This window comes from Brevibacterium album DSM 18261 (assembly GCF_000426445.1).
Lineage (GTDB): Bacteria > Actinomycetota > Actinomycetes > Actinomycetales > Brevibacteriaceae > Brevibacterium > Brevibacterium album.
Genome location: NZ_AUFJ01000016.1, coordinates 39447 through 53626 on the forward strand (window position 1 = coordinate 39447; position 14180 = coordinate 53626).

The following is a 14180-nucleotide window of genomic DNA, read 5'->3' on the forward strand; positions in this document are numbered from 1 at the left end:
AATCACGGTGAGTGAGTGCCGATCTCCTGAACGAACGCTTAGCAAGCGCTTGAAATCGAGACCGTCCTCAACTATAGATAGAGGTGTCCCCGCTCACAAGGAAGTGGGCGGCAGTGAGAAGGAGGAGCATGGACGCCACCGGAAGAAGGGCCGTCGTCACGGGCGCTGCGGGCGGGATCGGCGCCGCGCTCGCCTCCGCGCTCACGGAGCGGGGAGCCTCGGTCCTCCTCGCGGACCTCGATCCGGAGGTTGCCCGCACCGCCGCGGCGCTCGGGCAGCACCACTGGACGGGGGACGTCTCCAGCGCGGACGGAGTCGAGGCCCTCCTCGCGACCGCACGCGAGGCCCTGGGCGGCATCGACCTCTACTTCGCCAACGCAGGCATCACCGGGGCCAAGGGGATCGGCACGGAGGAGGACTGGGACCGGATCCTCGATGTCAACCTCCGAGCGCACATCCGCGCCGCCGAGCGCCTCGTGCCGGAGTGGACCGCGAGGGGCGAGGGCTGCTTCGTCGCGACGGCCTCGGCCGCCGGCCTGCTCACCCAGATCGGCGCCGCGGGCTACTCCGTGACCAAGCACGCGGCCCTCGCCTTCGCCGAATGGCTCTCCGTGACCTACGGGGACCAGGGCGTGCAGGTGGCCGTGCTCGCACCCATGGGCGTTAACACGAAGATCCTGTGGGGCGACGGGACGAAGGAGAAGACGGGGGAGGAGCGGCTCTCGCAGCAGGCCGTCGCGGAGGCCGGCCGCGTGCTGGAGCCGGCGGAGGTCGCCGAGGCCGTCATGGCCGCCGTGGAGTCCGGCACCTTCCTCGTGCTGCCCCACCCCGAGGTGCTCGACATGTACCGCATGAAGGGCTCCGACTACGACCGCTGGCTGCGCGGCATGCGCCGATACCAGGCGAAGCTGCGCGGCACAGGAGACGACACACAGCAGAACACGACACGAGGAGATGGTGCACGTGCTTGAGACCACCGAGCGCGGACGCGAGTACCAGGAGCGCCTGGAGGCGTTCATGGATGAGTTCGTCTACCCGGCCGAGGCCGTGTACGCGGAGCAGATGGCCGCGGCGCCCACGCCGCACTTCCAGCCGCAGATCCTCGAGGACCTCAAGGCCGAGGCGAAGTCCCGCGGCCTGTGGAACCTCTTCCACCCGCACGAGGAGTGGGGGCCGGGCCTGACCAATCTCGAATACGCCCCGCTCGCGGAGATCATGGGCCGCTCGAGCGGTCTCGCCCCCGAGGCGACGAACTGCAACGCCCCGGACACCGGCAACATGGAGGTCTTCACCCTCTTCGGGACGGAGGAGCACAAGGAGAAGTGGCTGAAGCCGCTGCTCAACGGCGAGATCCGCTCGGGATTCGCCATGACGGAGCCGGCGGTGGCCTCCTCCGACGCCACCAACATCGAGATGCTCATGAAGCGCGAGGGCGACGAGTACATCCTCGACGGCCGCAAGTGGTTCACCTCCAATGCGATGCACCCCAACTGCAAGGTGCTCATCGTCATGGGCAAGACCGATCCCAATGAGGCCACGCACCGTCAGCAGTCGATGATGGTCGTGCCGATCGACGCCCCCGGCGTGACGGTCGAGCGCAACCTCCAGGTGTTCGGATACCACGACCGCGAGGGCCACGCGGAGGTGAGCTTCGACCAGGTGCGGGTGCCCGCCAAGGACGTCCTCAAGGGCGAGGGCGAGGGCTTCGCGATCAGCCAGGCGCGGCTGGGACCGGGCCGCATCCACCACTGCATGCGCTCCATCGGCGTGGCCGAGCGGGCGCTGGAGATGATGGTCAAGCGCGCCGAGGAGCGTGTGACGTTCGGCCAGAAGCTCTCCGAGCGCGCCAACATCCAGGACTGGATCGCCGAGTCCCGCATCGAGATCGACCAGGCCCGCCTGCTCACGATGCACGCCGCGGACATGATGGACAAGCACGGCAACAAGGTCGCGAGGAACGTCATCGCGCAGATCAAGGTCGTCGCTCCGAACATGGCGCTCAAGGTCGTCGACCGCGCCATCCAGGTGCACGGCGGCGGCGGCGTCACCCAGGACTTCCGTCTCGCCGAGGCGTGGGCGCACCTGCGCACGCTGCGCCTGGCGGACGGCCCGGACGAGGTGCACAAGCGCTCCATCGCCCGCAACGAGATCAAGAAGCACAGGAAGGAAACCGCACGATGAGTGACACCCCCCGCACCGCGATCGTCACAGGAGGCGCCCGCGGGATCGGCGCGGCCATCGCCGAGCGCCTGGCCGCCGACGGCCACAGCGTCGCAGTCATCGACCTCCGCGAGGAGGACACGGCAGACGTCGTCGGCCGCATCCGGGCCGCCGGGGGCACCGCGCTGGGCGTGGGCGCGAACATCGCCGACGAGGAGCAGGCCAAGGCCGCCGTCGAGCGCGTCGCCGCGGAGCTGGGTGCGCCCACGATCCTCGTGAACAACGCCGGCATCATCCGCGACAACATGCTCTTCAAGATGACGAAGGACGATTTCGAGTCCGTCCTGGGCGTGCACCTCACCGGCAACTTCTTCATGACCCAGGCGGTGCAGAGCCACATGGTCGAGGCGAAGTTCGGCCGCATCATCTCGCTGTCCTCGACCTCGGCGCTCGGCAACCGCGGCCAGACCAACTACTCGGCGGCGAAGGCCGGCATCCAGGGCATGACGAAGACCTACGCCATCGAGCTCGGCAAGTTCGGCGTCACGGCCAATGCGATCGCACCCGGCTTCATCGAGACGGACATGACGAAGGCCACCGCGGAGCGGGTGGGCGTGCCGTTCGAGGACTTCATCAAGGGTGCGGTCTCGCAGATCCCCGTGGCCCGCTCCGGTCGTCCCGAGGACATCGCCCACACCGCCTCGTTCCTCGCGAGCGAGGGGGCGGGCTTCGTCTCCGGCCAGGTCATCTACGTCGCCGGCGGCCCCAAGGCCTGAGCCGGCCCTGAGTCCGGCTCAGGCCGGTGAGAAGGAGAGCATCATGACCGAGGCAGTCATCGTCTCGACCGCGCGCACGCCGATCGGCAAGGCGTACCGCGGAGCATTCAACAACACCCAGTCGCAGGAGCTCGCCGGGCACGCCATCCGCCATGCGGTGGAGCGGGCCGGCGTCGACCCGGCGGAGATCGAGGACGTCGTCCTCGGCGCTGCGATCCAGCAGGGCGCGCAGGGCGGCAATGTCGCGCGCCAGGCCGCGATGCGCGCGGGCCTGCCCACCTCCGTGGCAGGCATGTCCGTGGACCGCCAGTGCGCCTCGGGCCTCATGGCGATCGCGACGGCGGCCAAGCAGATCGTCCACGACGGCATGAAGGTGGCCGTGGGCGGCGGCGTCGAGTCGATCTCGCTGTGCCAGAACGACAAGCAGAACACCTTCCGCGCGAAGGACCCCTGGCTCGTCGAGAACCTGCCCGAGCTCTACCTGCCCATGCTGCACACCGCGGAGGTCGTGGCCGAGCGCTACGGCGTCTCCCGCGAGGCGCAGGACGAGTACTCGCTCGAATCGCAGCGCCGGACGGCGGCCGCCCAGGAGGCCGGCCGCTTCGACGCCGAGATCGTGCCGCTCACCACGACGAAGATCGTCGTGGACAAGGCGACGGGCGAGACGAGCGAGGTCGAGGTCACGCTCGAGCAGGACGAGGGCAACCGGCCCTCCACCACGCTCGAGGGCCTGCAGTCGCTGAACCCGGTGCTCGAACCCGGCGTCGCCTCCGCGGCACCGACCGTCACGGCGGGCAACGCCTCGCAGCTCTCCGACGGCGCCTCGGCGTCCGTGCTCATGAGCGCGGACGAGGCCTCGAAGCGGGGACTCGAGCCGCTGGGCATCTACCGGGGCATGGCGGTGGCCGGCAATGCGCCGGAGGAGATGGGCATCGGTCCGATCTACGCGATCCCGCGCCTGCTCGAGCGGCACGGGCTCACGGTCGACGACATCGGCCTGTGGGAGCTCAACGAGGCCTTCGCGGTCCAGGCGCTCTACTGCCGCGACCACCTGGGCATCGATCCCGAGCGGTACAACGTGGACGGCGGCGGCATCTCCGTGGGCCATCCCTACGGCATGACGGGCGCCCGCCTCGTGGGCCACGCGCTGCTCGAGGGCAAGCGCCGCGGCGTCAAGCACGTGGTCGTCACGATGTGCGTGGGCGGCGGCATGGGTGCGGCCGGCCTCTTCGAAGTGGTCTGAGCACGACCCGCGGGATCGGTGCGGCACCGGGAGAGCGCTCCCGGTGCCGCACCGGTGCCGGGGAGCGCAGTCCGCCCGCCTCGGACGGCGCTCCCGCCATACCGCACGGGCGAAGGAACCCGTGCGGAAGCGATCCGGCGTCAGAGCCGATGCCGGAGGAAGGAGCACCCGCATGAGCTGGTTCGACGACCGCCCCTGGCTGAAGACGCTGGGCAGGACGGAGCCCGACGGACTCTCCGAATCCACCACCCTCGCAGACTTCGCGGCCACCGTCCGCGAGCACGGCGATGTCCGCGCCTATGCCTACTACGGGCACGACGTCACCTATGCCGAGCTCGACCGGCGGACGGACGCCTTCGCCGCCTATCTCGTCGAGAGCGGCATCCGCCCCGGCGACGCCGTGGGCATCTACCTGCAGAACAGCCCGCACTTCCTCATCGCGACCTACGGCGTCTGGAAGGCGGGCGCGGTCGTCGTCCCGCTCAATCCGATGTACCGCGACGAGCTCGCCCACGTGTTCGCCGATGCCGATGTCAAGGGCCTCGTCGTCTCGAAGGCGCTCTACCTCATGCGGGTGAAGGAGTACGCGGAGAGCGTGCCGACCGTCGTCCTCGTCGATGACCTGGACTGGGCGGAGAACGGCCCGGAAGCGGTGTTCGGCGCATTCCGGGACCTGCCGGAGGTGCCGCTGCCGGACTTCCGCACCGTCATGGAGGAGCGGCTGGACGCGGACTTCGCGCCGGTGGAGGTCACGCCCGGGGACGCCGCGCTCATCGGCTACACCTCCGGGACCTCGGGCCGGTCGAAGGGTGCGAAGCTCACGCACGCGACGCTGTCCTCGAACTCGCGGATGGCGACCAGGAACGCCTCCCTGGGGCCGGGCGCCGGCGTCGTCTCGCTGGCACCCCTGTTCCACATCACGGGCTTCAACTGCCAGCTCGTGGCCGGGGTGGCCGGTGCCGCCACCCTCGTGCTCAACCACCGCTTCGACCCCGGCTCGTTCCTCGAACTGCTGCGACGGGAGAAGCCGGCGTTCATGGCCGGACCCGCGACCGTCTACACCGCGATGATGGCGCACCCCCAGTTCGGCGCGGATGCCTTCGACTCGTTCACCTCGATCATGTCCGGCGGCGCACCGCTGCCGGAGGGCCTCGTCAAGCGGTTCGAGGAGAAGACCGGGCACTACATCGGACAGGGCTACGGCCTCACCGAGACCTGCGCGCAGTGCGTGACGGTGCCGCGCGGCCTGCGGGCGCCCGTCGATCCCGAGTCCGGCAACCTCTCGACGGGCCTGCCGCAGGCGGACGCGATGGTGCGGATCCTCGACGACGCGGGCAATCCCCTGGGGCCGCGCGAGGTGGGCGAGGTGTGCGTCTCCGGGCCCATGATCGCCGCCGAGTACATCAACAACCCGGAGGCGACCGCGAGCTCCCTGCCCGGCGGGGAGCTGCACACCGGGGACGTGGGCTTCATGGACGAGGACGGCTGGGTCTTCATCGTCGACCGCAAGAAGGACATGATCAACGCATCCGGCTTCAAGGTGTGGCCGCGTGAGGTCGAGGACGTGCTCTACACGCACCCGGCGGTCCAGGAGGGCGCCGTGGTGGGCGTGCCGGACGAGTACCGGGGCGAGACGGTGGTCGCCTATGTGACGCTCCAGCCGGGGGCCGAGGCGACGGGTGAGGAGATCATCGCCCACTGCCGCGCGCACCTCGCGAGTTATAAGGCGCCCTCCGAGGTGCGGATCGTCGGCGAGCTGCCCAAGACGAGCTCGGGCAAGATCCTCCGCCGGACGGTGAGGGCCGAGGCGACCTCCGCCCGGGAGAAGGCGGCGCAGTGAGCGGCAGCGTCGGGGTGCCTGCCGGGAGCGGACCGGGCGTGGACGCTGGGAGCGGATCGGGCGCGGGCGCCGGGAGCGGGTCGCGGCGAGCGGAGTGGGAGGCCGCGGCCGCCGAGCTCGCCGCCCTCCGCACCCTGTGGCCGGCCGAGGTGCCGCGCAGGCCCGCGGTCCTGCCGGCTGGACCGGGCCTGGCCGAGACCGTGCGGCACTGGGCGGCCGAGCGCCCCGACGCCGTGGCGGTGAGCTACTACGGATGGGAGGAGACGTGGTCCGAGCTCGCCGGGCGGGTCGCTGCGACGGCCGGCTGGCTCGCCTCGCACGGAGTGGGCACCGGTGACCGCGTGGCCGTCTTCATGGGCAACTGCCCGCAGTACGTCCACACCTTCCTCGCCGTGGCCTGGCTGGGCGCGGTGTACGTCCCCAGCAATCCGATGTACCGCGCGGAGGAGCTGCGGCATCAGCTCGAGGACTCGGGCGCCGTACACCTGTTCGCGCCTCCTGCGGCGCGTGCGGTGGTCGATTCCGCCCTCGCCCGGCTCGACCACGAGGTCGCGGTGACGTGGACGGATCCTGCGGCCGTGTTCGCGGTCCCCGGTGCGCCCGCTCCGACCGCGGGCCTGCCGTCGGCAGTGCCGTCCCGTGAGGACGCCGGCGACTGGGAGCGGGTGCTCGCGAGCGCGCCGGCCGAACCCGTTCCGGTTGACCCCGACCGCCTCGCCGCCCTCAACTACACCGGCGGCACGACGGGCAGGCCCAAGGGCTGCGAGCACACGATCGGGCACATGGCCTACACCGCGGCCTCGGCGATGGCCGGATCGGGGACGGCTGTCGCCGGTGAGAAGCGCGAGGTGACGCTGGGGTTCCTCGCGATGTTCTGGATCGCGGGGCAGAACCTCAGCCTCCTGCTGCCGATCTACGGCGGCGGGGAGATCGCGGTCCTCGGCCGCTGGCACCCCCGCGTGGCCCTGGAGACGATCGCGGACCGCGGGGTGACGCGCATCGTCTCCCCGGCCGACGGCTACGGGGAGCTCCTCGAGCTGCTCGCGAGCCCGGAGTGCCGGGAGCTCGACCTGTCCTCGCTGGAGCAGTGCCAGGCGGTCTCCTTCGTGCGGAAGCTCGACATCGGGCTGCGGCGCGAGTGGGAGGCGAGGACGGGGATCACCCTGCGCGAGGCGTCCTTCGGGATGACGGAGACGCACACCTCGGACACGTTCACGCTCGGACTGCAGACCGGTGACATGGATCTGCGCGCGCAGCCGGTGTACTGCGGCTTCCCCGTCCCCGGCACGGAGATCGTCGTGGTGGACGAGGAGCTGCATCCCGTGCCGGTGGGGCAGGAGGGGGAGATCCTCGTGCACTCGCCCTCGGTGACGACCGGCTACTGGCACAATCCCCGCGCCACCGCGGACACCCTCGTGGAGGGCTGGCTGCGCACGGGGGACACGGGGCGGTTCGACGAGCACGGTGCGCTCACCTACCTCGCGCGGACCAAGGAGATGATCAAGGTCAAGGGGATGAGCGTCTTCCCCTCCGAGGTCGAGTCCCTGCTGCGCATGCACCCCGGCGTGCAGACCGTGGCCGTCGCCCCGCGGGAGGACCCGGAGAGGGGACAGGTGCCGGTCGCGTTCGTCGTGCCGGCAGCAGACGTGCCGGCTGCGGAGGGCGCGCCCGCCGAGGGACCGCTCACGGCCGAGGCGCTCACGGCGTGGGCGCGGGAGAACATGGCCGTGTACAAGGTGCCGGAGTTCGTGTTCGTCGAGGAGATGCCCATGACCGCGACGGGGAAGATCAGGAAGGCGGTGCTCCTCGAGGAGCATCTCGCCTGAGCACTGCCGCGCGCGAGCCCTGCACCGAGACCGCCGAAACGCTGAGACGCCGAGACCGCCTCGAACCGACCGAAGGAACCCATGGAAGAGACACCTGTCCTCCTCATCGCCAACCGCGGGGAGATCGCCGCGCGGATCATCCGGACGGCACGGACCGCGGGGATGTGCACCGTCGCGGTGCGCTCGGCGGACGAGGCGGCGCTGGGCGGGGCGGCCGGCCTCCACATCCGGCTCGCGGACGAGGTCGTGACCCTGCCCGGCCGGGGCGCGGCCGCGTACCTCGACGTCGACGCGCTCATCGCCGCCGCACGTGAGTCCAGCGCGCAGTGGGTGCATCCGGGGTACGGCTTCCTCGCGGAGTCGCCCCGGCTCGCCCGGGCCTGCGCCGAGGCGGGGCTCACCTGGGTGGGCCCTTCGCCGGAGGCGCTCGAGCTGTTCGGGGACAAGCGGGCCACCCGCGCCCGGGCCGAGGAGCTGGGCGTGCCGGTGCCCGCCGCGACGGGGCTGCTGAGAGCGGACCCGGAGGGAGAGGGAACCGACGGCGAAGGGCGTGCGGGCGAGGCGCTCGCGGAGGCCCGGGCGCTGCTCGCGGCGCATCCGGCGGGGATCGCGGTCAAGGCGCTCGCGGGAGGCGGAGGCCGCGGCATCCGCCTCGTGCGGGAGCAGGAGGAGCTGCATGACGCCCTCACCGCCTGTGCGGCCGAGGCCGCGGCCGGGTTCGGCGACGACCGGGTCTTCGCGGAGGCGCTCGTCACCGGTGCCCGGCACATCGAGGTGCAGGTGCTCGGCACGCCGGAGGGCGTGGCGGTGCTGGGCGACCGCGACTGCTCGATCCAGAGGCGCAGGCAGAAGCTCGTGGAGATCGCCCCGGCGCCGGGTCTCGGTGCGGAGCTGCGGGAGCGGCTCCACGCCGATGCGCAGCGGCTCGTGGCCTCCGCCGGGTACCGTTCGCTCGCGACGGTGGAGTTCCTCGTGGCGGACGGCGGGCAGCACGTGCTCCTCGAGGTGAACCCCCGCATCCAGGTGGAGCACACGGTCACGGAGGAGGTCACGGGCCTCGACCTCGTGGCCTGTCAGCTGGACGTCGCGGCGGGACGCGTGCCGGAGGCGCTGGGGACGGCCGCGGCCGGGGAGAGCATCGCGCCGCAGCCGCGCGGGTGCGCGATCCAGCTGCGGGTGACGGCGGAGACGGTGCTGGACTCCGGCGAGCCGGGCCCCAGCGTCGGGACGATCGAGTCGCTGACCTGGCCCACGGGACCGGGTGTGCGGGTGGACACGTGGGCGCAGAGCGGCAGCACCGTCACCGGCGGCTTCGATTCGCTGCTCGGCAAGGTCGTCGTGCACGCGGCCGGGCTCGCGGCGGCGCGGAGGGCCGGTGCACAGGCGCTGGCCGAGACCGAGGTGCGGGGACTGGACACGAACATCGGCCTGCTGCTCGCGATCGACGAGCTGCTCGCACTCGGCGAGGCGACCACGACCGCCTATGACGCCGCTGCCGGAGAGATCGCGGAGCGGGCGCGGAGGATCGACGCGGAGCGGGAGGCCTCCGGCGCGAGCACGGCGGGCAGCGGCACGGCGGGTGCCGGCGCGACGGATGGACGGATCGGGGGATCGGGGCCGGTCTCGGGCGCCGGTGACTCGAGCCGCGCGGCCGAGCCCGCGCTGTGCGAGGGGGAGGAGCTGCTGCGCGCGCCCCTGACCGGCACCGTCGTGGCGCTGGGGGAGCGGCCGGGGGAGTACGTGCTGCTCGAGGCGATGAAGATGCACCATCCGGTGGCCGGTCCGGCAGCCGCGGAGGTGCGCCATCTCGTGGAGGTGGGCGATTACGTGAGCGCGGGCAGCGCGCTCGCGGTGCTGGGCGGTGCCCGCGGCGGTGCGGATGCGGCCGAACGCGGTGCGCAGCCCCATCCAGGGGTGGCCGAGGTGCGCGAGCGCCATGCCGCGGTGCTGGACGAGGCACGCGGGGAGGCGGTCGCGAAGACCCATGCGCGCGGACGGCGCACGGCGAGGGAGAACATCGCCGCTCTCGTCGACGCGGGGAGCTTCGTGGAGTACGGTCCGCTCGTGATCGCGGCGCAGACGCGCAGGCGCAGCGTCGAGGAGCTCATCGCGAAGACCTCCGGCGACGGTCTGCTGGGCGGGACGGCGCGCGTGGACGGCCGCGAGGTCGTGGTGATCAGCTACGACTACTCGGTGCTCGCCGGCACGCAGGGCACGCGCAACCATGCGAAGACGGACCGGCTCATCCAGGTGGCTGAGCAGCGGCAGGTGCCGCTCGTGCTGTTCGCGGAGGGCGGCGGCGGGCGGCCGGGGGACACGGACAAGGGGCCGTCGGCCGGACTGCAGGTGCCCACATTCGCCTCGCTTGCGCGGCTGCGGGGGAAGGTGCCGCTCATCACGGTGGTCTCGGGGCGGACGTTCGCGGGCAATGCCGCGCTGGCCGGGGTGTGCGATCTCATCATCGCCACGCCCGAGGTGAACCTCGGCATGGGAGGACCTGCCATGATCGAGGGCGGCGGGCTGGGACGCCACCGGCCCGAGGACATCGGGCCGGCCGAAGTCCACCTGCGCAACGGGGTCATCGACGTGCTCGCCGCCGATGAGGCCGAGGCCGTCGCCCATGTGAGGGAGGCGCTCTCGGTGCTCACCGGCAGCGCCCGGGAGGAGGCGCAGGCGGACGCTGAGGAGACGGACGCCGCGCAGGCCGAGCGCGCGCGGACGGTCGTGCCGGCGGACCGGCTGCGGGCCTTCTCCATGCGGGAGGCGATCGGAGCGGTGGCCGATCCGGGTTCGTTCACGGAGGTGCGGCGGGAGTACGGGCCGGGTGCGGTGACGGGCTTCATCCGTATCGGGGGCAGGCCCCTGGTCGTCATCGCGAACGACAACCACCACCTCGGCGGGGCGATCGACGTGGATGCCGCGCGGACCATGACGCAGCATCTGCGACTCGCGCAGGACCACGGTCTGCCGGTCGTCTCGTTCGTGGACACCCCGGGCTTCATGGTGGGGCCGGAGGCCGAGCACGAGCCCGGCGTCCGGGCATTCGGCGATCTGTTCGTCGCGGGTGCGGCGCTCACGGTGCCGGTGGGCGCGGTCGTGGTGCGCAAGGGATACGGGCTGGGGGCGATGGCGATGGCGGCCGGGGGCTTCCGGTCGACGCAGTTCACCGTGGCCTGGCCCAGCGGTGAGATCGGGCCGATGGGCCTCGAAGGCGCTGTGAGGCTGGGGTACGCGAAGGAGCTCGCGGCGATCGGGGATGCGCAGTCGCGCGCCGAGCGGGAGGCCGAGCTGATCGCCGAGTCCTATGAGCAGGGCAGGGCGATGAGTGCGGCGATGCTGTTCGACATCGACGATGTGATCGATCCGGCGCTCACCCGGGACTGGCTCCGGACGCTGCTGTGAGCGGGCGGACGGCGCTGTGACACGGTCACGCCGCACGGTGCGGCGTGGCTGCTCTCGGCTCCTGTCAGCGGGCAGCGAGCCGCATGATGACGGGGACAGGGGATGACGATGGGGTCATATGAAGGGACGCGCGCCCGCAGGTCGCTGGGCGTGGTCGCGGCGGGCGCCGTTCTGGGACTCACGGCCGCGTGCGGCGGGAAGGTGGCCGGCGGAGGCGGGGGAGCCGGAGGGGGAGAGGGCGTGGCTCCCGGGGCCTCGCAGGAGGAGTATCTCGCGGCGCTGGGGGACATGGAGCCGGTGACGCTGAAGCTCCAGTCGACGGCCTCCTCGCCGGAGGACGTCGCCGCCTACCGCTCGACGGAGCTCAAGCGCAGCGTCGAGGAGCTCTCGGACGGGCTGATCTCCATCGACATCGCCTACGGGCCGAGCGTCGCGCCGTTCACCGAGGTCGATGCCGCGCTGAGCGACGGCCGGCTGGACCTCGCCTACATGATCCCGATCTACCAGCCGGACGACTATCCCGCCTTCTCTGCGCTCGCGGCGGGCACGGGCCTGGCGGGCACCTCGCCGCTGGCGGAGGAGTTGACGGTGAACGCGGCGATGCTGGAGGTCGCCTACGGCACGGAGGGGCTGCTGGAGCAGTACGAGGAGAAGGGCGTGACGCCGCTCATCCCCTTCAACGCGACGAGCTCCGTCATGGCGATGTGCACGGAACCGGCCGCGAACCTCGATGACTGGCAGGGCAGGGTCGTCTCGATCGGATCGCGGGCTACACTCGCCCAGGTCGAGGAGCTCGGGGCCACCGGCACCTCGCTGGAGTACACGGAGACCTACGAGGCGCTGCAGCGCAACGCCGTGGACTGTGCGCTGGCGACGACGCTCTCGGCGACGATGACCGGCCTGCACGAGGTCGCGCCGCACGTGACCTATTCGCAGGCCGCGGGGTTCGGGCGCGGGGCCGGCGCTTTCGTGGCGGGCGGGAAGTACCGCGATCTGCCGCTGGCGGCTCAGCAGCTGGTCTTCGACCAGATGGGCGAGGCCTTCAAGAACTCGCGGAGGGCGGATCTCGAGGGCACGAGCAGGCTGATGGAGACGCTGGCGGACACCGGCGGTGATGTGCACGAACTCGACGAGGAGGCGAGCAGGACCCTGCGCGAGGCGACGGAGGCGATCGTGGCCGAGCAGATCGCGGACGGCACCGTCGACGAGGAGGTCGTGGGGCGGATCGACGCTGCGCTGGAGAGATGGCGGGGCATCGTCGCTGAGCTCGGCTACGAGGACGAGGGCGGTTTCACCTCGTATCCGGAGTGGCACGATGCGGATGAGGATGCGCTGGCGGCATATTCCGACCGTGTGTTCGAGGAGCTCATGCTCGCCCATCGGCCGGAATAGCCTGTCCCTCGATCGGAACAGTTCGCATGCCGGCCGGAGTAGTTCGCGGCTGGGCGCAGGGCTAGACTCGCGCGGGTGAAACCCCTCGACCGCGATATCCTCCGCCTCGCCGTGCCCGCACTCGGGGCGCTCATCGCAGAACCGCTCTTCCTGCTCGCCGACACCGCCATGATCGGCCATCTGGGGGCCGAGAGCCTCGGCGGGCTCGCCATCGCGACGACGGTGCTCCAGACGGTCATCGGGCTCATGATCTTCCTGGCATTCGCCACGACGCCGCGGGTGGCGAAGCGCGTGGGCGCCGGTGACGTCCCGGGCGCGGTGTCCGCGGGCTTCGACGGCATGTGGTTGTCCGTGCTCACCTCCGCGGTGCTGCTGGCGGGAGGATTGCCGCTGCTCGGGCCGGTCGTGGCGGCATTCGGCCCGTCTCCCGAGGTGGAGCGGGAGGCGCTGAGCTACCTCACCATCTCCTGGTGGGGCCTGCCTTTCATGCTGCTCGTGATCGCGGCGACGGGCCTGCTGCGCGGCCTGCAGGACACGAAGACCCCGCTGCTGGTCGCCGGGCTGGGCTTCGGTGCGAACATCGGGCTCAATGCGATTCTCATCTACGGGCTCGGGCTGGGAGTGGCGGGTTCGGCGCTCGGCTCCGTCATCGCGCAGGCGGGCATGGCGGCGGTGTACCTCGTGATCGCCTTCCGGGCGGCGGCACGGCACGGGGCCTCGCTCGCGCCGCACTGGGCGGGGGTGTGGTCGTCTGCGAAGACCTCGGGCTGGCTCCTCGTGCGCAGCGCGGCGCTGCGCGCGGCGCTCGTGCTGCTGGTGTTCACGGCCACGGGCCTGGGGACCACGCAGCTGGCCGCCGTGCAGATCGTCCAGACGCTGTTCTTCGCCCTGGCGCTCGCTCTCGACGCCCTCGCCATCGCGGGGCAGGCGCTCGTGGCGCTGCGGCTGGGTGCGGCCGATGCGGAACGGGCGATCGCGGTCACCCGCCGGCTGACGGGCTGGGGGATCTGCTTCGGCGCGGCGTGCGGTCTGCTGCTGGCCCTGGGGGCTGCGTGGGTCCCGCTGGCGTTCACGCAGGACCCGGCCGTGCAGGCGCTCACGAGCACGCTCGTGGTGGTGCTCGCGCTGAGCCTGCCGCTGGCCGGCTATGTCTTCGTGCTCGACGGGGTGCTCATGGGGGCCGAGGACGCCCGCTACCTCGCGCTCGCGCAGGTCGTCTCCTTCGCGCTGTTCGCAGCGGCACTGTGGCTGCTCACCAGCGGGGGAGCGAACAGCGCACCGGGCTCCGAGGGGCTGGGTGCCGAGGGGCTGGGCAACGGTGCCGCCCCCGTGCTCTTCGGCCATTCCCTCGCGGGAGCGGCGGGCATCTGGGCCGCGTTCGTCTTCGTGTTCATGGGCGCTCGCGCGCTCACCCTCGGATTCCGGGCCCGGGGCCGTCGCTGGATCGACCGCGCCCTCGCCCGCGGTATCCGCTGAGGGCCAGGGATGCCTGCGGAACCGGAAGCGCTGAGTGAAGGATTGCTGAGCGCAGGTTCAGAACC

Annotated in this window: 9 protein-coding genes; all 9 read left to right on the forward strand. The window is 71.7% G+C overall.

Annotated elements, in window-relative coordinates; all coding sequences use genetic code 11:
- Window positions 1-128 precede the first annotated feature (128 nt).
- The 9 genes from K318_RS21955 (at window position 129) to K318_RS0113380 (ending at window position 14115) form a co-directional block, all read left to right on the forward strand.
- On the forward strand, window positions 129-971 hold the full coding sequence (locus K318_RS21955; RefSeq protein WP_051298010.1) for an SDR family oxidoreductase: 843 nt from the start codon (window positions 129-131) through the stop codon (window positions 969-971).
- Entirely contained in the window at window positions 964-2181 is a 1218-nt protein-coding gene (locus tag K318_RS0113345; protein ID WP_211233334.1) for an acyl-CoA dehydrogenase family protein, read from the forward strand. Before K318_RS21955 ends, K318_RS0113345 begins: the two co-directional genes overlap by 8 nt.
- Entirely contained in the window at window positions 2178-2936 is a 759-nt protein-coding gene (locus K318_RS0113350; RefSeq protein WP_029089839.1) for an SDR family oxidoreductase, read from the forward strand. Before K318_RS0113345 ends, K318_RS0113350 begins: the two co-directional genes overlap by 4 nt.
- A 43-nt stretch (window positions 2937-2979) precedes the next feature.
- Window positions 2980-4179 carry an acetyl-CoA C-acyltransferase gene (locus tag K318_RS0113355; RefSeq protein ID WP_029089840.1) on the forward strand — a complete coding sequence of 400 codons (1200 nt, stop codon included), beginning with the start codon at window positions 2980-2982 and terminating at the stop codon, window positions 4177-4179.
- A 172-nt stretch (window positions 4180-4351) separates the two neighbouring features.
- The gene (locus K318_RS0113360; RefSeq protein WP_029089841.1) at window positions 4352-6019 is read left to right on the forward strand and encodes a class I adenylate-forming enzyme family protein; all 1668 of its coding nucleotides are present in this window, start codon (window positions 4352-4354) and stop codon (window positions 6017-6019) included.
- Complete coding sequence (locus K318_RS0113365; protein WP_211233335.1) at window positions 6016-7845, forward strand: AMP-binding protein; 1830 nt, start codon at window positions 6016-6018, stop codon at window positions 7843-7845. The genes K318_RS0113360 and K318_RS0113365 overlap by 4 nt, the downstream gene beginning before the upstream one ends.
- A gap of 81 nt (window positions 7846-7926) precedes the next feature.
- A complete protein-coding gene (locus tag K318_RS0113370) occupies window positions 7927-11247 on the forward strand; it encodes an acetyl-CoA carboxylase family protein (protein WP_029089843.1) in 3321 nt (1106 codons plus the stop codon).
- 102 nt (window positions 11248-11349) lie between these two features.
- Window positions 11350-12639 (forward strand): TRAP transporter substrate-binding protein, encoded by a 1290-nt coding sequence (locus tag K318_RS21960; RefSeq protein ID WP_156914021.1) that lies wholly within the window; start codon window positions 11350-11352, stop codon window positions 12637-12639.
- A gap of 75 nt (window positions 12640-12714) precedes the next feature.
- On the forward strand, window positions 12715-14115 hold the full coding sequence (locus K318_RS0113380; protein WP_029089844.1) for an MATE family efflux transporter: 1401 nt from the start codon (window positions 12715-12717) through the stop codon (window positions 14113-14115).
- Window positions 14116-14180 lie beyond the last annotated feature (65 nt).

Bases quoted from the DNA above. Each gene is read 5' to 3' on its own strand.
- K318_RS21955 (WP_051298010.1), top strand. From the start codon at position 129: ATGGACGCCACCGGAAGAAGGGCCGTCGTCACGGGCGCTGCGGGCGGG.
- K318_RS0113350 (WP_029089839.1), top strand. From the start codon at position 2,178: ATGAGTGACACCCCCCGCACCGCGATCGTCACAGGAGGCGCCCGCGGG.
- K318_RS0113355 (WP_029089840.1), top strand. From the start codon at position 2,980: ATGACCGAGGCAGTCATCGTCTCGACCGCGCGCACGCCGATCGGCAAG.
- K318_RS0113360 (WP_029089841.1), top strand. From the start codon at position 4,352: ATGAGCTGGTTCGACGACCGCCCCTGGCTGAAGACGCTGGGCAGGACG.
- K318_RS0113370 (WP_029089843.1), top strand. From the start codon at position 7,927: ATGGAAGAGACACCTGTCCTCCTCATCGCCAACCGCGGGGAGATCGCC.
- K318_RS21960 (WP_156914021.1), top strand. From the start codon at position 11,350: ATGACGATGGGGTCATATGAAGGGACGCGCGCCCGCAGGTCGCTGGGC.